Raw genomic sequence first — 18,012 nt, forward strand, 5'->3', positions numbered from 1 at the left:
TAGTGGTCTAGCCGTAGAGGCCGGAGATGCTGTCGGCGAATCTGTCGACCACCACCTTGCGCCGAAGCTTCATGCTCGGGGTCAGATCACCGGCCTCGATGCTGAGTTCGCGGTCCAGGATCGTGAACTTCTTGATCTGCTCCCACCGGTTGAGCTGGGCGTTGAGCTCGTCGATGTACGCGGCGATCAGCGACTCGGTCTTCTCGTGCCGCGCGATCTCCGCGAACGACAACCCCTCCAGTCCGTTCTTCTTGGCCCACTCGCCGATGGCCTCGGCGTCGAGCGCGACCAGCGCCACGCAGTACGGCTTGGCCTCGCCGTGCACGACGATCTCGGCGGCGTACGGGCAGATGCCCTTGAACGTCGCCGCGACCGCGGAGGGTGCGACGTACTTGCCCTGCGACGTCTTGAACATGTCCTTCTTGCGATCGGTGATGCGCAGGAAGCCCTCGTCGTCGATCGAACCGATGTCGCCGGTGTGGAACCAGCCGTCGGCGTCGAACGCCTCGGCGTCCGCATCGGGACGGTCGTGGTAGCCGCTCATGACGCCGGGGCCCTTGATCAGGATCTCCCCGTCCTCGGCGATCTCGACGTCGGTGCCGGGGAACGGCCAGCCGACGGTGCCGAACCGGTACGCGCTCGGGCGGTTGAGGAACGACGCGGCGGACGTCTCCGACAGGCCGTACCCTTCGAGCACCTTGATGCCGACCGCGTCGAACCACTGCGCGACCTCGGCGTCGAGCGGGGCGGAACCGGAAACGAAGAAGCGGAGCCGGCCGCCGAAGCGTTCCCGGATGGTCGAGAAGACGAGCTTGTCGGCGATCTTGTATTGCACCGTGTCCAACGCGGACGGGGATCGGCCCTCCTGGTTGGCCTTCGATACGCGCAGCCCGACCCCGATCGCCCAGTCGAAGATCTTCTTCTTGACGCCGCCTTCCTCCTCCATCATTCCCTCGATGCGGGCGTGGGCCTTCTCGAAGATGCGGGGGGCGGCACCCATGAACGTCGGGCGAACCACCGCGAGGTTTTCGACGATCTTGTCGACGCGGCCGTCCACGACGGTCGGGAAACCGATCTGGATGGGTACGCTCAGCAGCACCTTGCCGAACACATGGGACAGCGGCAGCCACAGATACTGCAGGTCGTCGGGGTGCAGGATGCCCAGCGAATCGACCGCGGCCGCGGTGTACGTCCACGCCGAATGCGGCAGCCGCACACCCTTCGGCTTGCCGGTGGTTCCGGACGTGTAGATCAGCGTCGCGAGATGCTCGGGCTTGATGTTGTGGATCCGGTCGAGCACAGCGCTGTTCTGTTCCTCGAGCAGCTTGCGGCCGAGGTCCTCGAGTTCGGACAGGCCGATCACCCAGTCGCCGTCGCCGCTGCCGTCGATGACCACCACCTTGCGCACGTCGGACAGTTCGCTGCGGTGGGCGGCGAGCTTGCCGACCTGTTCCTGGTCCTCCGCGATGACCACGCGGCTGCCGGAGTTCGAGACGATGAACGCGACGTCGTCGGCGTTCGTCGTCGGATACACGGTCGTGGTGGCGCCGCCTGCGCACATCGTGCCGAAGTCGGCGAGGATCCATTCGTACCGGGTCGACGACGCGAGTGCGACACGATCCTCCGGTTCGATCCCCAGGGCGATCAGGCCGCCGGCGATGAGACGCACGCGGTTGACGGTCTGCTCCCACGTGACACTCGCCCAACCGCCCTTGCCGTCCGGGAAGCGGAACGCCTCGTCGTCGGGATTGCTGGTGACGCGGTCGATGAGCATTCGCGCGAGCGACGGCGACCGCTGTTCGATCTTCGAGAAGTCGACGGGCTCGTCGGATTTGCGAAGGACGGTCATGCGCCCAAGTCTAGGAAGCCTGGTCGGCTCCGTCTCCGCTTCCGACAACCTCGATGCGCACAGTGGGGCGACACCCGCGCTGCGGGTCACGCGCGGGTGTCTTGTGGGGCGGCGGATGGTGGTGGGGCGGCTGTGGCCGGTTCCCGGCCGATGGCGAGCGCCATGAGCGCGGCGATCGCGCACAGGGCCCCGGCGACGTAGAACGCGGCGTCGTACCCGCCGAGACGGTCGCGCACCAGGCCCGCCAGGAAAGCGACCAGTCCCGCACCGATCTGGTGCGACGCCAGCACCCAGCCGAACACGATCGGGGCATCCGGACCGAAGTGCCGGCGGCACAGCGCGACCGTGGGCGGGACGGTCGCGACCCAGTCGAGTCCGTAGAAGACGACGAACGCGATCATCGGCGGGTGCACGGTGTTCGCGAACAGCAACGGCAGCACGAGCAGCGAGATGCCGCGCAGCAGGTAGTAGATGCCGAGCAGGCGGCGCGCGTCGAACCGGTCGGTGAACCAGCCGGAGGCGATGGTCCCGACGACGTCGAAGATCCCGATCACCGCGAGCAGGCTCGCCGCGGCCGTCGGGGGCATGCCGTGGTCGTGGGCCGCGGGCACGAAGTGCGTGCCGACGAGGCCGTTGGTGCTGGCACCGCAGATCGCGAATGTGCCTGCGAGAAGCCAGAAGACGCGGGTGCGCGCGGCGGTCGCGAGGACCCGCAGGGCACGCAGTCCGGCGTTGCCGGTGCTCGGCTCGGCACGCAGGTAGTCGGGGCCGGCGCCGTAGGGGACGGTGCCCACGTCCTCGGGCCGCTCGCGCAGGAACAGCACAACGAGCGGCACGACGGCGAGCGCCGCGAACGCCACCGTCAGCGCGACCGCCTGCCAGTTGTACTTCTCGGCGAGCAGCGCCAGGACCGGAAGGAACACGAGCTGGCCGGCCGCGCTCGCGGCGGTGAGGATGCCGGTGACCAGGCCGCGGCGCGCGACGAACCAGCGATCGGTGACGGTCGCGACGAACGCCAGCGCCATCGACCCGGTGCCCAGCCCGACCAGCACGCCCCACAACAGGATCAGCTGCCAGGTGGCGGTCATGAAGACCGTCAGTCCGCTGCCGGCGGCGACGAGCCCGAGTGCGGCGGTGACGACCGCGCGCATCCCGAAGCGTTCCATCAGGGCCGCGGCGAACGGCGCGGTGAGACCGTAGAGCACCAGATTGATCGACACGGCCGCCGAGATGCTCGCCCGGGACCAGCCGAAATCCGCGTGCAGCGGCTCGATGAGCACGGACGGCGCCGCCCGGAACGCGGCGGCGCCGACCAGTGCCAGGAACGCAACGGTCGCGACCACCCAGGCGAAATGGATTCGGTGGGTGGTCGGGGGAGGAGCGGCGGTCTCGATCGTCACGGCGATCATTGTCTCCGGTAACGACCGCTCGGTGCCAGTGGCAGAAATGCCATACGTCGCCCGAATTCTGCCACGGGCGACCCGAGTTGCGATGGGCGGTGTGTTTCCGCCGTTCGCTCACTCCTGCTCGATCACTCCTCGAAGTAGCGGAGGATCACCTCGACGACGACCGCGGGACGCTCGCTGCCTTCCAGTTCGATCCGTCCGTCCACGGTGAGCTGCACGCCGCCCTTGGGAAGTTTCTCGAAATCCTTCAGGGTTGCGTCGAGGCGGACCTTGCCTCCCGCCGGCACCGGGTTGGTGAAGCGCACCTTGTTCAGGCCGTAGTTCACGGCCATGGTGGCGCTGTCCACCTTCAGGATCTGCTCCCACATGGGGATCAGAAGCGAGAGGGTGAGGAAGCCGTGCGCGATCGGGCCGCCGAAGGGGCTCTCGGCCTTGGCGCGCTCGAGATCGATATGGATCCACTGGTGGTCGTCGGTGGCGTCGGCGAAGGTGTTGATCCGGTCCTGTTCGACTGCCATCCAGTCGCTGGTGCCGAGGGATTTGCCGACGAGGGGCTCGAGGTCGGTGAGGGTGGCGACGTGCGTGCTGTTTGCCATGTGTTTCCTCCTGCTCGTCCTGCTCGTCGAGTCCGAAGGACTCGGAAAGCATTCTGTGCGAAGACTTGCTTCGCCCACACAACTTTCGAGCAGTCGAAGGGTCACAGATGGGGCACGGTGGTGATGACAGGCGGCGGTGCAGGACAGACGCCGCCGATGCGACCAACCGCTGCCGAAAGTTGTGGAGGACGGCAGGTGTGAATTGCGCTGTGCGGGGCATCCTCCGGTATGGAACCGAATCGACGAAGTGGGAGCCCCGAGTCGATCCTCGGGGGCCGATTGCTTGCCTTCGCCGGTGACGGCGACATCGTAGGCCTGTCCCAGTACGTGACCGCGCTCGTGTACGGCGCGGCACCGGGTGACGCCTCGTACGACGACGTGCTCGAGTGGGTGGTCACCACGATCGCCGACGTGATCACCGACAAGATCGGGCCGATCATCGACAGCGAGGTGGACGGGGTCACCGGATACGCGGTCACGTTGCGTACCCCGGACGGAATCCAGCTGGCGATCGACGATCTGCCTGTCCCGGAACGACATGTGTGGAAGGCGATCGCCGAGGTCCTCGACGGTGACTTCCCGAGGGCCCACGGCACTCTCGCCCCGGTCGAGCACGGAAGTGAACCCGGCGAGCAGGCCCATGCGCTGATCGAGGCCGTCAGCTGGCTCGACCGGCTGCTCGACCTTCCCGCCTTGAACGGTCCGTACACGGTTCCCGAATAGGGAACACGTCGACGCCGGTCACGCGGGTCGGTGATCAAAGCCGTTCTGCGCGTGGAGCGGTGACCGACTCCGGAATCTCGACGAGCGACCGCTCGGTCGAATCCTGCGTCCGCACCGACTTCACGCCGATCAACGTCCGGCAGTCCGGCGTGACGAGCCAGATCCGGCCGGCGTGCTCGACCTCGAACAGTCCGTCCGCGCGTCGGGTGACGATGCCGGCCGGAAGCTGGGCGGCGCAGGACCGTACAGCTGCGTGAAGTTCGTCGTCGGGGGCATCCAGCAGGCCCTCGAGCTTGGCGAAGGACCGCTGAACCCGGGCGGTCAGATACACCTCCGAAGCATCGAAAACGTCCGCGAATCGCTCCAGGGGCACCGGTTCTCCCGGCTCCCGGCTCGGGCCGGCCGACGGCTGTCGCGGAATGTGGCGCCGGAAGCGCGACGGAACATTGCTCTTGACCTGTTCCCAGGTGCGCTCCCGGTGGACGGTGGAGTAGGCCGTGATGGCCGAGCGGTCAGGGGAGAGCACCAGGTCGTAACCCTGACGGGACAACCGCACGAAACCGTTCGCGGAGATGCTGGACGCGGACTTGACGAGAAAGTCCTCGAGCATGGCGCGCAGCTGCACCTCGGCGCTGCGCGCACTCCCGCCGTGATGGAACCGGAAGCTGTCCACGGCTCGGGTCGTGACATGGACACCGGGAATCTCGTCGAGAGCCACATCGGTGATCGCCACGGGCGCCGCGCGGATGTGGGTCGCGGTCCCGCGCGGCGACCCGTAGGTCTCCGGAGCCGCCGACGTGTTCGAGCGGACGAAGCCGGGGCAGTCGTCCTGACGGCACCAGCCGTCGAGGTTCTCGGTGACGTTGGTGCAGGCGGTGCCGTCCCGGTGAAAACGCGTGCAGCGGGTCATGAGGTGAATTGTGCCGAGAACCACCGACATTCGGAAGCGGTGGTTCTCGGCACGATTCGGCTGCAGCCGGGTGGCCGGGGACGGCCTCAGGCCGCGACCTCGACCCCCAGCGCCTCGAGCAGGATGCGACGGTACTCGGCGGTCTCCACGACCCGCGAGGCGCGCGGATGCGGGAGATCGATGGTCAGTTCCACCGCGAGCCGGCCGTGGTCGAGCACGATGATCCGGTCGGCGAGAGCGATGGCCTCGTCGACGTCGTGGGTCACCAGCAGCACCGCCGGCTGATGCTTGGCGCACAGCTCCTGGAGCAGCCCGTGCATCTTGATCTTCGTGAGCGCGTCGAGCGCGCCGAACGGTTCGTCGGCGAGCAGCAGTTCCGGTTCCCGCACGAGCGACCGCGCGAGCGAGACACGTTGCTGCTCACCGCCGGACAGCTCGTTCGGCCATGCCGTCTCCCGGCCTGCGAGCCCCACCTCGGCGAGGGCCTTGCGGCCGCGCTCGGCGGCGTCGGATCCGTCGAGGCCCAGGATCACGTTGTCGAGCACCCGCGCCCACGGGAGCAGGCGCGAATCCTGGAACACGACCGCGCGCTTCTTCGGCACGTCGATGGTTCCGGATCCGGGGACGCCGTGGTCGAGTTCGGCCAGCGCCCGCAGCAGCGTGCTCTTGCCGGATCCGCTGCGTCCGAGCAGGGCTACGAATTCGCCGGCGCGGATCTCGAGGTCGATACCCTGCAGGACCGCGCGTCCGTCGAAGCCGCGGGCCAGGCCCGAGGTGCGGACGGTCAGCTTCCGATCGTCTTGCGCCATGCCAGCGCCTTCCTTTCTGCCGAACGGACCAGCAGGTCGCTGCCGAATCCGAGGATCGCGTAGACGACGAGGCCGACGATGATGACGTCGGTCATGCCGTAGTTGCGGGCCTGGTACATCAGGTACCCGATGCCGCTCGAGGCGTTGACCTGCTCGACGACCACCAGTGCCAGCCACGAAATTGTCACCGCCAGGCGCAGGCCCGTGAAGAAGCCGGGCAGTGCCCCCGGCAGGGCGATCCGCCGGATGAACTGGGTCCGGGACAGATCCAGCGTCTCGGCGAGTTCGACGAAACGGGAGTCGATTCCACGCAGCGCCGAGTAGGTGTTGATGTAGACCGGGACGAACACCGACAGCGCGATGAGAAGGATCTTCATCTCTTCGCCGATGCCGAACCACAGGATCGCGAGGGGCATCAGGGCGAGGGTCGGGATCGACCGCTTGATCTGCACGGGGCCGTCGATCAGCGCCTCACCGATGCGGGACAGACCGGCGATCAGCGCCAGGACCAGACCGAGAGCGACGCCGATGACGCCGCCGATCAGTGCGCGCTGGACGGAGGTCCACAGGTTGGACTGCAGGCGTCCGTCGGCGATCAGATCGCCCGCGGTGGTGACGACCGTCCACGGTTCGGACAGGGTCTTCGGGTCGAGCACCCCCGTCGCCGACGCGATGATCCAGGCCACCAGCAGCAGCACCGGTCCGATCGCGAGACCGAACTTGATGGGCTTGCCCGGAGCGAGACGACTACGGGTGTTGCGCGGCTGCAGGTCGGGCCCGGCGATGCGTTCGGGCTTCTGGTCGGTGTCGGCATCGCCGGCCAGACCACTGCCGAAACGCCGGGGTTCGACGACGGAGGTGCTCATCGACCTTGTCCTTTCGACTCGTCGGTTCCGGTCAGACGCCGGCCGACGCGAGTTCGCGCGCGTACTGGCTCGCCGGACGGGGCAGACCGTAGTGGTCGCGCAGGGTGGTGCCCGAGTACTCGGTGCGGAACAGGCCACGCTCCTGCAGGATCGGCACGACCGTCGAGATGAACGCCTCGAGACCCTGCGGGTATTGCGGCGGCATGATGTTGAAGCCGTCCGCGGCGCCGCCCCGGAACCACTGCTCGATGGTGTCGGCGATCTGAACCGGAGTTCCCGCAACGACATTGTGGCCGCGCGCCCCGGCGAGCTTGTGCAGCAGCTGGCGCAGCGTCGGCTGCTCCCGCTCGACGATCTTCGCGAAGACGAGCCGGCGGCTGTTGTTGTTGTCGGTGATATCGCCGGAGCCGGCGAACAATTCGGCCGGCACCTTCTCGTCGAGCCCGAGACCCGAGATGTCGATGCGGCCCATCTTCTGCAACTGGCCGACACCGTATTCGACGATGGTGAGCTCGTTGAACTCGCGGTGCAGATCCTTGGCCTCGGCCTCGGTGGCGCCGATGAACGGGCTCAGCCCCGGAAGGATCTTCACGTGGTCGGGGTTGCGGCCGAAACCGGCTGCGCGCGTCTTGATGTCGTTGTAGAAGGCCTGCGCGTCCTCGATTCGCTGATGGGCGGTGAAGATCGCCTCGGCGTAGGTGGACGCGAAATCGCGTCCGTCGTTGGAGGATCCGGCCTGCACGAGCACCGGACGCCCCTGCGGGGAACGCGCGGAGCCGAACGGGCCGCGCACCTTCACGTACTCACCCTCGACGTCGATGCGGTGGATCTTGTCGGTGTCGGCGTAGACGCCCGCTTCCTTGTCGATGACGAGGGCGTCGTCCTCCCACGAATCCCAGAGCTTGATCGCGGCGTCGACGAATTCCCGTGCGCGGGCGTAACGCTGGTGGACATCGGGGTGGTCGATGAGGCCGAAGTTCGCTGCCGCCGCGTCGGTCGCGGTGGTCACGATGTTCCAGGCGGCGCGACCGTTGGAGATGTGGTCGAGCGAGGAGAACAGGCGTGCCAGGTTGTAGGGCTCGTAGTAGGTGGTCGACGCGGTCGCGATCAGGCCGAGGCGCGAGGTGACCGTGGCCACCGCGACGAGCGTGGTGATCGGCTCGAGACCGTAGTCGGGGCGGTACTTCACCTCGGTGCGCAGGGCGGGGCCGTCGGCGAAGAACACGGCGTCGAGCTTCGCGCTCTCGGCGAGGCGGGCGAGCTCCTGGAAGTAGGTGACGTCGTAGATGCGCTCGGGCACGCTGCCGGAGTGGCGCCACGAGGCCTCGTGGTGGCCGGTCGGGTAGATGAAGGCGTTGAGGTTGAGCTGGCGGTTCGTCATGTCGAATTCCCCTCGGAAGATCAGCTGCGGGTGTGGGCGGCGCCGGACTCGGCGACTGCGGCGGTGACGACCTCGTCGAAGCGCAGGTCGAAGGCGTCGGCGGCCTCGACCGGCTTGGGCAGTTCGCCGGCGGCATCGATCACGTCGATGGTGTGCTGCTGGATCGCGATGAGATCCTCGTCGAGATGCGGGAAGGTGGTGATCCCGGCGGTGTCGAGGATGCGTTCGCCGTCCTCGACCGTCAGGCCCTGGCTCTTCACGAAGTAGGTGTCGATGTACGCGTCGCGGTTGTCGTTGGCCCAGGCGACGGACTTGATGTAGGCGGTGACGTAGGCGCGGATCGCCGCGGCGGTCGCCGGGTCGGACAGGGCCTTCTTGCTCGAGTAGAGGTACGAGATGCCCTCGCTGAGGTCCTCGATCTCGGGACGCGGTAGCGACGTCGCACCCGGGGTCTGCATGTATCGGGAGAAGACCGGCTCGCTCATGGGAGCGGCGTCGATCTGGTTGGAACGCAGCGCATCCGGGAAGTCCGGCAGCGACATCGGAACGAGCTCGACGTCGTCGACCGAGAGGCCGGCCTTGTCGAGGCCGCGGAGGACGAAGGCCTGCTGTGAGGTGCCCTCGGCGTAGCCGATCCGCTTGCCCTTCAGATCCGCGAGGGACTTGATGTCCGAGGCATTCGGGGCGATGCCCATGTTGAGGCCGTTGTTCGTCTGCATGGCCGTGACGACCTGCACGTCGTCGCCGGCGACCAGGGACTGGACGGTCATGATCTCGCCGGCCCACGCGACGTCGACCGCGTCGGCGCGGAACGCCTCGAGGATCGAGGGCGCACCCTGGAAGGTCGCGAACTCGTACTCGAACGGCAGCGCGTCGAGCTGTCCGGAGCCGGTGAGGAGGGACAGCTGCCGTTCACCCTGGTCCGCGATGACGAGCTTGGTGCCCGCGGGGATCTCGGTGGGCAGCGGTCCCTCGGCGGCCGGTGAATCGCCGGAGGAGCCGGATCCACAGGCGGCAACCGCCGTCATGACGAGGGCGACAGCGGCTGTGAATCCAGCACGACGTAGGCGAGACATACGAAGCCTTCTCTTTCCAGCGATGAACAGGGACGGGCGACCGGGAGGGCCGGGCCCGATGACCATCTTGGGGAAGGGATCGTCAGCGGAACAGAATTATCGTCAGCGTGATCTGAAGGCGTGCCTTCCGCTCGGCGGGGTGTGAACGGCCTCGCTTCCCCGTCGGACAGCCGCGCGCGACCGGCTGCGCGCCGCTGTCGTATCGCTCGGCGGATCCAGGCTCGCGTAGAGCTGCGGGGGCGGAATTGTGACAGCGGCCACCCCCGCGCGCTAAGTTTGGTGTTACTCGGAAAACTACTCACCGGTAGGGGTGCGATATGCCTGCTCCCAGCGCTGCGACCTTCACGCGGCTCGCGGACCTCATTGCCATCGACGACGTCGCGCAGCGGACCACGCGTCCGGTCGTGGAGGCCTTCAGCGGCCGGGAGATCGCCACGGTCCCGGTCGGCACCGCCGACGACGCGAAGGCCGCGATCGAACGTGCCCGCATCGCGCAGGCGGCGTGGGCGGCCCGGCCGGTCGCCGACCGCGCGCGCATCTTCCACCGCTACCGCGACCTCGTGTTGCGCCGGCGCGAGGAACTGATGGACATGGCGCAGGCCGAGACCGGCAAGTCCCGCGCGTCCGCGCAGGAGGAGGTCGTCGACATCGCGATCACCGCCCGCTACTACGCGCGCACCGCCGAGAAGCTGCTGCGCCCGCACCGCGCCACCGGCATGCTGCCCGGACTGACCAAGACCGTCGTGCGGCATCATCCGAAGGGTGTCGTCGGTGTCATCGCGCCGTGGAACTACCCGATGACCCTCGCGGTGTCCGACGCGATCCCCGCGCTGCTCGCCGGCAATGCCGTCGTCCTCAAGCCGGACAGCCAGACCCCGTACTGCGCGCTCGCGTGCGTCGAACTGCTCTACGAGGCCGGACTGCCGCGTGATCTGTTCGCGGTCGTGCCGGGGCCCGGCTCCGTCGTCGGGACCGCCCTCGTCGAGAACACCGACTATCTGATGTTCACCGGGTCGTCGCAGACCGGCCGGATACTCGCCGAGCAGGCAGGGCGCCGCCTCATCGGCTTCTCCGCCGAACTCGGCGGCAAGAACCCCATGATCGTCACCGCCGGCGCGAACCTCCGCGAGGTCACCGACGCCGCCGTGCGCGCGTGTTTCTCGAACTCCGGCCAGCTGTGTATCTCCATCGAACGCATCTACGTCGAGAAGTCCATCGCCCCCGAGTTCACTCGCATGCTCGGCGACCGCGTCCGCAAGATGACAGTCGGCCCGGGGTACGAGTTCGGGATCGAGATGGGCTGCCTGATCAACGAGACGCAGGTCAAGACGGTGTCGTCGCACGTCGACGACGCGGTGGTCAAGGGCGCGACCGTCGTCGCCGGTGGTAAGGCGCGTCCCGATCTGGGTCCGCTGTTCTACGAACCGACCGTGCTCACCGATGTCCCCGAGGACGCCGAGTGCTACCGGGAGGAGACGTTCGGTCCGCTCGTGTCGGTGTACCCGGTGGAGAACGTCGACGAGGCGATCCGTCGCGCCAACGACACCGAATACGGCCTCAACGCCTCGGTGTGGGCGGCGACCAAGGCGCAGGGCGAGGCGATCGCGGCCCGCGTCCGCGCCGGCACGGTCAACGTCGACGAGGGCTACGCGCCGGCGTGGGCGAGCACCTCCGCGCCGATGGGCGGCATGGGCATCTCGGGTGTCGGCCGACGGCACGGAGCGGACGGACTGCTCAAGTACACCGAATCGCAGACGATCGCGACCACCCGGATTCTCAACCTCGGCGGTCCGCGCGGATTGCCGCCGAAGCTGTGGAACAAGATCATTCCACCGTTCATCCGGTCGCTGCAGTGGCTGCCGGGCAGGTAGCCGCCGACGGCGTCCGGTTCTTGGGCCGCAGTCACTTTCGGCACAGGCCCCGCCGGTCCCTGTCGGGCGAAACCGAAACTACAGGGTCCGGCGGGGAGGGCGCGGCCTTCCGCGTCGAGACCCGTCCTCGGTCCACGCGCATCTCGGTTTCAGGGCACGGCCACAGCGAACGAGACCCGCGATTCCCGGTGATTCACTAGACTTCGCTTCGATTGGTTTCCGCCGGACGGAGCAGCCATGAAGCTGGGAGCGGTGGCACAGAACCCCATCGAATCGATCATGAAGCGGCTGAACGTGGTTCCGGTGCCGCTGCTCGAAACACAGATGGCGTTCACGCTGTCTCGCCTGGTCATGGTCGCCACCAAATTGGGCGTGTTCGATGCGCTGGCCGCCGGCCCGCTGCCGGGGGCACGGGTCGCCGACGAATGCGACACCAGCCGGATCGGCACCGAGAAGTTGTTGTTCGCTCTGGCCGGCGCCGGGTACCTCGACGCTTCCGACGGCGAGTATGCGTTGACTCCGGTCTCGCGTAAGTGGCTGGTCACGGCCGGGTCCCACTCGTTGGCCGACAAGATGTTGTTCCAGTTCCTCGAGTGGGACTGGCTGGCGCGCACGGAAGACTATGTCCGGACCGGCGATCCCCTGGACGTCCACACCGCGATGACTGCCGACGCCGACTGGGACATCTACCAGCGTGGGATGCGCGCGATGGCTTCCACCCCCGCCCGTGAGCTGGTGCGACGTCTCAAACTGCCGAAGGGTGCCCGTGCCATGCTCGACATCGGTGGATCCCACGGCTACTTCTCGGTGGCCCTGTGCCGTAAGCACAAGCGTTTGCGGTCCGTGATCCTCGATCTGCCCGAGGCGGTGGCGCAGGCTGCGCCCATCCTGGCCGCCGAAGGGATGGGAGATCGGGTGGTGCACCGGGCCGGGGACGCCCTCACCGACGATCTGGGCGAAAACGCCTACGACCTCGTTCTCGTCTCCGGGCTGGTGCACCACTTCTCCGACGAGCAGAACCGTGAACTCGCCGGCCGGGTTTCCCGCGCCCTGCGCCCGGGCGGCGTGCTTGCCGTGCAAGACATTTTCCGGCCGTCCACCCCGAAGCAGGCGGGTCAGATCGGCGCCCTGCTCGAGTTCTATTTCGCGCTCACCAGTCGGTCCGGAACGTGGTCGATCGAGGACATGACGCGCTGGCAGCAAGAGGCGAACCTGCAACCCCGCAAACCCATCCGTTATCGCACCGTCCCCGGTTCCGGTGTTCAGGCGGCCGTCAAGCCTCGCTGATCGAGAATCCTTGCCCGGCAAGGTCTTCGGGCAATGAGAGAAGCAATGAGCGCGTGCGTGAACGCCCGTCCCGGCGGCGAGTGCCGCGACCCTTCAGGAACCGGTGGTCGCGGCCTCCACCGGAAGCTCCTTCCGGCGCTCGATCGTGGTGGCCAGCGGCTTCTCCACGACGAAGCACAGCAGCAGCATCGCGACGAGCGCGAGCGGGCTGATCCACAGGAAGATCGGGGTGAGTGCTTCGTTGTACGCCTCGACGACCGGTAGCCGCGCGGCGTCGGGAAGTTGCCGGACGGCCTGGGGTGTCAGGGAATCGGCGACGATGCCGGCCGGGGCGCGTTCGGCGATGAGCGTGGCCACCCGGCTCGCGAAGACGCTGCCGACGACCGCCGAGCCCAGCGTCGCGCCGATCTGCCGGAAGTAGTTGTTGCCCGCGGTCGCGGTGCCGACCTCCTCGATGGGGAACGAGTTCTGGACGACGAGCACCATCAGCTGCCCGGTCATGCCCAGACCCACCCCGATCACTGCGATGAAGCAGCCGAGCACCCATGTCGGGGTCGTGACGGTCAGTTGCGACAGCAGCACCAGCCCGGTCGCGATCAGTACCGAGCCGACGATCGGAATCGCCTTGTAGCGCCCGGTGCTCGTCACCACGCGGCCGGCGATCGTCGAGGTGAGGAACAGCGAGCCCATCATCGGCAGCATCAGAAGACCCGCCACGGTGGCGCTGACGCCCGTGGCCATCTGCAGGTAGGTGGGCATGTATCCGGCGACACCGAACAGTGCGACGCTCACCAGCAGACCGGACACGGTGATGAGGTCGAAGTTGCGGTCGCGGAACAGGTGCAGCGGCAGCACGGGTTCGACGGCGCGGGACTCGACGAACACGAACAGCGTCGCGGCGGCGACGGTGCCGGCGATCAGGGCGAGGATCGTCGGGGACGTCCACGCGTAGGTCGTGCCGCCCCACGTGCCCACGAGCACGATGCCGGTGGTGGTGACGGACAGGACCGCCATGCCGGCGACGTCGATCGACGGGCGGGGGCCGGTTCTCGCAGGCAGTCGCAGGAACACGATCGCCGCGGTCGCGGCGAGCAGGCCGAGCGGCACCGTGATCCAGAAGACCCACCGCCAGCCCGGGCCCTCGGTGAACCAGCCGCCGAGCAGCGGGCCGGCCACCGACGACAGCGCGAACACGCCGCTCATGATGCCCATGTACCGGCCGCGTTCGCGGGCCGGGATGACGTCGGCGATCGCGGCCTGCGACAGGATCATCAGACCGCCGCCGCCGACACCCTGGATCGTGCGGCCGACGATGAGCCAGGTGATGTCGCCGGCGGTCGCGCTCACGACCGAGCCGACGAGGAAGACGCCGATTGCGCCGAGCAGCAACGGTTTTCGGCCGAAGAGATCGCCGAGCTTGCCGTACGCGGGCATCATGATCGTAGACGCAAGGATGTAGACGGTGATGACCCACAGCATGAGGTCGGCGCCGTGCAGTTCGCCGACGATCGTCGGCAGCGCGGGGTTGAGCACGGTCTGGTTCAGCGAGGCCAGCAGCATGGTGAGCATGAGCCCGGCGAACAGGAACACCAGCCCGCGTGGTGACTGGGAAGCGGGGGCGTCACCCGAGTTTTCGGCCATGGAAATTTACAGTACTGCAAAAATAGACCCGGTTGAATCGTTCCGTGCACCCTGAGCGGATGTCCACCGGCGTCGCGTCCGCGGTCGCTAGCCTTCACAGGTGACCGCCGACCTGCACGTCCTCACACAGTCACTGGTCGGTGTGCTCGTCCTCCTCGTCGTGGCCACCGCGGTGCTGTGGGCGTACGGGGTTCCGCACCGGTTCGCACCGGCACTCGCGATCGCACGCGGGGCCGTCCAGCTGGCTCTCATCAGCCTCGTGCTCAGCGGCGTCATCACCGACGGCCGCTGGGTGGCGGTCGTCCTCGCGTTGATGTTCGCGGTCGCCACGTGGACCGCGACGCGCCGGATCGGCCGCGGCACCGCCACACTCGGGATCGTCGCGGTCGCGATCCTGGCCGGCGCGGGGGTGGCCCTGGCGATCGTGTTCGCGACCGGTGCCATCGAACTGTCACCGCGCTACGCACTCGCCATCGGCGGCATCGTCATCGGCAACGCCATGACCGTCGCGGCCCTGGCCGGGCGGCGTTTCCTCGAGATCGTCGACAGTCGATGGGAGGAGGTCGAAGGATGGCTGGCGCTCGGCGCCACCCCTCGCCAGTCGACGGCCGAACTCACCCGGGTCGCGGTCCACGCCGCGCTGATCCCGGCGACCGATCAGACCAAGACCACCGGCCTGGTGACGCTCCCCGGCGCGTTCGTCGGCGCGATCTTCGGGGGCCTGTCGCCGCTCGAGGCCGGACGGTTCCAGATCGTGGTGCTCGCGTCGATCATGGCCGCCGCGGCGATCACCGCGGTCGTCGTCGCGCGCGGTCTCGGTCCGATCCGGTCCCGGCCGACCGTCCCGGCCTGACCGCGCTCAGCGGGACGCGGTTGCCCGGAACCCGGTCACTTCACGGAACACCTCGAGCGCCCGGTCGACGAGCGTCTCGATGTCGGCCTCCGGCTCCGCGATCGACGAGCGCATCGCGAACCGGATGATCGCGCCCGCCGACAGAACCAGCATCTGCGCGGCCTCGCGGGTGCCGACGCCGCCGGTGACGGCGCGATCCGACTCGGCGAGTTTCTCCGCAACCAGATCCGACACCAGCGACTGCGCGGTGTCGACGTGCGCGATGCGGCGGCGCGCCAGCTCCGGATGACGGCAGGTGAGCTCGGCGTTCCGTTCGCGCTGCTCGGGACTGGGGCCGGAACTCTGCAGCACGTCGAACAGCAGGCGGGTGACCTTCTCCACGGCGTCCTCGTCGGCGCCGAGGGTGAACTCGGCCGCGGTGCGCTCGTCGATCGCCGGGGCGCGCAACCCGAGGACGGCGTCCTCCTTCGACGCGAAGTAGTTGAAGAACGTGCGCGCGGAGACATCGGCCTCCGCGACGATCGACTCGATCGTCACGTCGGAGAGCCGGTCGTGGGCGAGCGCGGCGGCGGCCGCCGCCGAGTGGATCGCGGTCCACGTCCGCGCCCGCTTGCGCGAACGCAGCGAGAGCTTCGGCCCGGTATCGGTCACGAGTGTCCTCCAGCCATCGGTATCACCGTAGTGCAGGGCCGCGGCGCTGTGGCGACGGTGCAGCGGCTATGCCGCTGCGGGTGTGCGCCGGTCCTCGGGCACTCGAACGGACTCGCGGCGCGCGACGTGCCGCAGCAGCGGAATGCTCCCGGCTCCGGCGACCAGCGGGAACCAGTAGGTGCACAGGCGGTAGATCGCGACGGCCGCGGCGGCCGGTCCGGCGTCGAACCCCAGCGCGACGAGACCGGCGACCAGACCGGCCTCGACGATGCCGATACCGCCCGGGGTCAACGGGATCTGCCGGGCCACCTGCGTCGCCACGTGCAGCGTGGCGAGGGAGGCGACTCCCGCCTCGATACCGACGGCGAGGCACGCCGCGATCAGGCACAACAGGTCGAACATCCATTTCGCGGTGGTCAGTGCGAACACCCGGTGCCACACCCTCCGCGGGAGCCGCGCGACCTCGGCGAGCGTGTTCGCGAGTTTCGCCTTCCAGCCGGCATCCGGGGGGATTTCGACGGTCGGGGCGGGGGCGCGTCGCCGGGCCACCTCGGCGGCAGCCACGACCACGGCAATCCCGGCGGCGACGCATGCCGCGAGGACGACGTGGAGCACGTCGTCGACCATCCACTCGGCCAGCCGCGGACTGACGGTCGCCGAATAGACCACGCCCAGGGCCAGCATCGACACCCCGGCGGACAAGGTCAGCGCTACCACCGCGTGACCGGGTGTCAGGCCCGCGACCGTGAGCCAGCGGTAGTTGTAGCCCGCCGCGAACGCGCCACCGGCAGGCAGTCCCTGCGTCACGGCGGTGGACGCGTAGGTCACCAGCTCCGAGCGGCGCCGCGACATCTCACCCCCGAACGCGGCGACCACGACGTTCTGCAGGCGGGCCAACATGTGCATCGCGACCATCTGGACGGCAAATGCCCCGATCACCCACTGCACGTGCGCGTCGAGCACGGCGTCGCGGATCGTGGACAGGGCGGGAAGCTGGGCGCGGAGGATCCAGGCGGCTGCGGCGACGACCGCGAGCCCGACGAGAACACGCGTTGCAGGGTGCCGGGCCACGGTGTGCAGCCTCGAGCGGCGGCGAGTCTGCGCTGCCGTCGTCGCGGTTCTCGGCATCGGGTCGTCTCCTGGATCGGTCGGCCGATCGTAACTCTGCAGCGGTGCAATCTTTTATTTCTGTGACATTTCATACGAGAGCCGGGGGTTGCACGGTTCCGGTACCGAACACCGGGTATCCAGCAGGTATGGCCAAACATCCCGGCGCCGAGCAGTACCTGCCGGCGAGCGTCGACCTCGACGCCCTCGCGTCCGCGGCCGCCGGATGCCGCGGCTGTGATCTGTACCGATACGCGGGTCCCACCGTGTTCGGTGCCGGACCCGCGACCGCGCGGCTGCTGCTCGTCGGCGAACAACCCGGGGACCAGGAAGACCGCGCCGGCGAGCCCTTCGTCGGGCCCGCCGGACACCTGCTCGACCGTGCCCTCGAGAAGGCCGGGATCGACCGCGGCGACGTCTACGTGACCAACGCCGTCAAACACTTCAAGTTCGCCCGCGAGGCCGGCGGGAAACGGCGTATCCACAAGAAGCCGTCGCGCGGCGAGGTGATCGCGTGCCGGCCGTGGCTGTTCGCCGAACTCGAAGCGGTCCGTCCCGACGTGCTGGTGTGCCTCGGGGCGACGGCCGCGCAGGCGCTGCTCGGCCCGTCCTTCCGCATCACCGAACATCGCGGCCAGGTCCTGCACGCCGACCCCGAACTGAAGTTGCCGTCCGACCCGCAGATCATCGCGACCGTGCATCCGTCGGCGATCCTGCGGATGCGCACCGGCCGCGACGACGCCCTCGAATCCCTCGTCCGCGATCTGCGGCGCGCGGCGAGTCTCGCCGGCTGACCGAAGCCGGTGCGATCAAGGGGAGGTCGCGAGGGCGGCGGCCAACCCGAACGCGACCGAGGTCGCGCACACCTCGAGCACGGCATTGCGCAGCGACACCTCCGCGGTCGCGCGGTGCGCGGTCGCGGAGGGCACCCACGTGCGACGCCACCGCGCCCCCAGAGCCACCAGGCCGGCGAGGACCACGGTCTT

Annotated in this window: 16 protein-coding genes and 1 pseudogene; 5 read left to right on the plus strand and 12 right to left on the minus strand. The window is 68.4% G+C overall.

What is annotated here, in order from left to right; all coding sequences use genetic code 11:
• Positions 1–7: 7 nt before the first annotated feature.
• The 3 genes from ACN675_RS04750 to ACN675_RS04760 form a co-directional block, all read right to left on the minus strand.
• Positions 8–1,849, minus strand: coding sequence for an AMP-dependent synthetase/ligase (locus ACN675_RS04750; RefSeq protein WP_420749761.1), 1,842 nt, complete (start codon positions 1,847–1,849; stop codon positions 8–10).
• Positions 1,850–1,935: 86 nt separating this feature from the next.
• A complete protein-coding gene (locus tag ACN675_RS04755) occupies positions 1,936–3,249 on the minus strand; it encodes an MFS transporter (RefSeq protein WP_420749762.1) in 1,314 nt (437 codons plus the stop codon).
• Between the two features lie 131 nt (positions 3,250–3,380).
• Positions 3,381–3,851 (minus strand): MaoC family dehydratase, encoded by a 471-nt coding sequence (locus ACN675_RS04760; RefSeq protein WP_420749763.1) that lies wholly within the window; start codon positions 3,849–3,851, stop codon positions 3,381–3,383.
• 228 nt (positions 3,852–4,079) lie between these two features.
• Here ACN675_RS04760 and ACN675_RS04765 point away from each other — a divergent pair, with 228 nt between their 5' ends.
• Positions 4,080–4,574, plus strand: coding sequence for a hypothetical protein (locus ACN675_RS04765; RefSeq protein WP_420749764.1), 495 nt, complete (start codon positions 4,080–4,082; stop codon positions 4,572–4,574).
• Positions 4,575–4,608: 34 nt separating this feature from the next.
• On the opposite strand, the gene ACN675_RS04770 is transcribed toward ACN675_RS04765, so the two are convergent.
• The 5 genes from ACN675_RS04770 to ACN675_RS04790 all read right to left on the minus strand — a co-directional run bounded on the left by ACN675_RS04770 (position 4,609) and on the right by ACN675_RS04790 (position 9,568).
• Positions 4,609–5,484, minus strand: coding sequence for a hypothetical protein (locus tag ACN675_RS04770; RefSeq protein ID WP_420749765.1), 876 nt, complete (start codon positions 5,482–5,484; stop codon positions 4,609–4,611).
• 86 nt (positions 5,485–5,570) lie between these two features.
• The gene (locus tag ACN675_RS04775) at positions 5,571–6,293 is read right to left on the minus strand and encodes an ABC transporter ATP-binding protein (protein WP_420749766.1); all 723 of its coding nucleotides are present in this window, start codon (positions 6,291–6,293) and stop codon (positions 5,571–5,573) included.
• A complete protein-coding gene (locus ACN675_RS04780; protein WP_420749767.1) occupies positions 6,269–7,159 on the minus strand; it encodes an ABC transporter permease in 891 nt (296 codons plus the stop codon). Before ACN675_RS04780 ends, ACN675_RS04775 begins: the two co-directional genes overlap by 25 nt.
• A 31-nt stretch (positions 7,160–7,190) precedes the next feature.
• Positions 7,191–8,540: an LLM class flavin-dependent oxidoreductase gene (locus ACN675_RS04785; protein WP_420749768.1), complete on the minus strand. Its 1,350-nt coding sequence runs from the start codon at positions 8,538–8,540 to the stop codon at positions 7,191–7,193.
• 20 nt (positions 8,541–8,560) lie between these two features.
• On the minus strand, positions 8,561–9,568 hold the full coding sequence (locus ACN675_RS04790) for an ABC transporter substrate-binding protein (protein ID WP_420749769.1): 1,008 nt from the start codon (positions 9,566–9,568) through the stop codon (positions 8,561–8,563).
• 365 nt (positions 9,569–9,933) lie between these two features.
• Between ACN675_RS04790 and ACN675_RS04795 the strand changes: the two genes are divergently transcribed.
• Entirely contained in the window at positions 9,934–11,487 is a 1,554-nt protein-coding gene (locus tag ACN675_RS04795) for a succinic semialdehyde dehydrogenase (RefSeq protein ID WP_420749770.1), read from the plus strand.
• Positions 11,488–11,724: 237 nt separating this feature from the next.
• Positions 11,725–12,774, plus strand: a complete 1,050-nt coding sequence (locus tag ACN675_RS04800) for a methyltransferase (RefSeq protein ID WP_420749771.1) — start codon at positions 11,725–11,727, stop codon at positions 12,772–12,774.
• Positions 12,775–12,867: 93 nt separating this feature from the next.
• On the opposite strand, the gene ACN675_RS04805 is transcribed toward ACN675_RS04800, so the two are convergent.
• Positions 12,868–14,415: an MDR family MFS transporter gene (locus ACN675_RS04805; protein ID WP_420749772.1), complete on the minus strand. Its 1,548-nt coding sequence runs from the start codon at positions 14,413–14,415 to the stop codon at positions 12,868–12,870.
• A gap of 100 nt (positions 14,416–14,515) precedes the next feature.
• Between ACN675_RS04805 and ACN675_RS04810 the strand changes: the two genes are divergently transcribed.
• The gene (locus ACN675_RS04810; protein ID WP_420749773.1) at positions 14,516–15,268 is read left to right on the plus strand and encodes an ABC transporter permease; all 753 of its coding nucleotides are present in this window, start codon (positions 14,516–14,518) and stop codon (positions 15,266–15,268) included.
• Positions 15,269–15,274: 6 nt separating this feature from the next.
• On the opposite strand, the gene ACN675_RS04815 is transcribed toward ACN675_RS04810, so the two are convergent.
• Together ACN675_RS04815 and ACN675_RS04820 are read right to left on the minus strand one after the other, a co-directional pair.
• Positions 15,275–15,919, minus strand: coding sequence for a TetR/AcrR family transcriptional regulator (locus tag ACN675_RS04815; RefSeq protein ID WP_420749774.1), 645 nt, complete (start codon positions 15,917–15,919; stop codon positions 15,275–15,277).
• Between the two features lie 66 nt (positions 15,920–15,985).
• Positions 15,986–17,047 carry a lysylphosphatidylglycerol synthase transmembrane domain-containing protein gene (locus tag ACN675_RS04820; protein ID WP_420749775.1) on the minus strand — a complete coding sequence of 354 codons (1,062 nt, stop codon included), beginning with the start codon at positions 17,045–17,047 and terminating at the stop codon, positions 15,986–15,988.
• A 128-nt stretch (positions 17,048–17,175) separates the two neighbouring features.
• Here ACN675_RS04820 and ACN675_RS04825 point away from each other — a divergent pair, with 128 nt between their 5' ends.
• A complete protein-coding gene (locus ACN675_RS04825) occupies positions 17,176–17,820 on the plus strand; it encodes a UdgX family uracil-DNA binding protein (RefSeq protein WP_420749776.1) in 645 nt (214 codons plus the stop codon).
• Positions 17,821–17,835: 15 nt separating this feature from the next.
• Here the strand turns inward: ACN675_RS04825 and ACN675_RS04830 are convergent.
• A pseudogene (locus ACN675_RS04830) lies at positions 17,836–18,012 on the minus strand (copper resistance protein CopD); the annotation flags it as partial.

This window comes from Rhodococcus sp. O3, assembly GCF_048897285.1.
Lineage (GTDB): Bacteria > Actinomycetota > Actinomycetes > Mycobacteriales > Mycobacteriaceae > Rhodococcus.

What these genes read in the sequence shown, in the direction of transcription:
- ACN675_RS04750 (WP_420749761.1), bottom strand. Translation starts at nt 1,849, where the DNA reads ATGACCGTCCTTCGCAAATCCGACGAGCCCGTCGACTTCTCGAAGATC.
- ACN675_RS04760 (WP_420749763.1), bottom strand. Translation starts at nt 3,851, where the DNA reads ATGGCAAACAGCACGCACGTCGCCACCCTCACCGACCTCGAGCCCCTC.
- ACN675_RS04765 (WP_420749764.1), top strand. Translation starts at nt 4,080, where the DNA reads ATGGAACCGAATCGACGAAGTGGGAGCCCCGAGTCGATCCTCGGGGGC.
- ACN675_RS04770 (WP_420749765.1), bottom strand. Translation starts at nt 5,484, where the DNA reads ATGACCCGCTGCACGCGTTTTCACCGGGACGGCACCGCCTGCACCAAC.
- ACN675_RS04775 (WP_420749766.1), bottom strand. Translation starts at nt 6,293, where the DNA reads ATGGCGCAAGACGATCGGAAGCTGACCGTCCGCACCTCGGGCCTGGCC.
- ACN675_RS04780 (WP_420749767.1), bottom strand. Translation starts at nt 7,159, where the DNA reads ATGAGCACCTCCGTCGTCGAACCCCGGCGTTTCGGCAGTGGTCTGGCC.
- ACN675_RS04785 (WP_420749768.1), bottom strand. Translation starts at nt 8,540, where the DNA reads ATGACGAACCGCCAGCTCAACCTCAACGCCTTCATCTACCCGACCGGC.
- ACN675_RS04790 (WP_420749769.1), bottom strand. Translation starts at nt 9,568, where the DNA reads ATGACGGCGGTTGCCGCCTGTGGATCCGGCTCCTCCGGCGATTCACCG.
- ACN675_RS04795 (WP_420749770.1), top strand. Translation starts at nt 9,934, where the DNA reads ATGCCTGCTCCCAGCGCTGCGACCTTCACGCGGCTCGCGGACCTCATT.
- ACN675_RS04800 (WP_420749771.1), top strand. Translation starts at nt 11,725, where the DNA reads ATGAAGCTGGGAGCGGTGGCACAGAACCCCATCGAATCGATCATGAAG.
- ACN675_RS04805 (WP_420749772.1), bottom strand. Translation starts at nt 14,415, where the DNA reads ATGGCCGAAAACTCGGGTGACGCCCCCGCTTCCCAGTCACCACGCGGG.
- ACN675_RS04820 (WP_420749775.1), bottom strand. Translation starts at nt 17,047, where the DNA reads ATGCCGAGAACCGCGACGACGGCAGCGCAGACTCGCCGCCGCTCGAGG.
- ACN675_RS04825 (WP_420749776.1), top strand. Translation starts at nt 17,176, where the DNA reads ATGGCCAAACATCCCGGCGCCGAGCAGTACCTGCCGGCGAGCGTCGAC.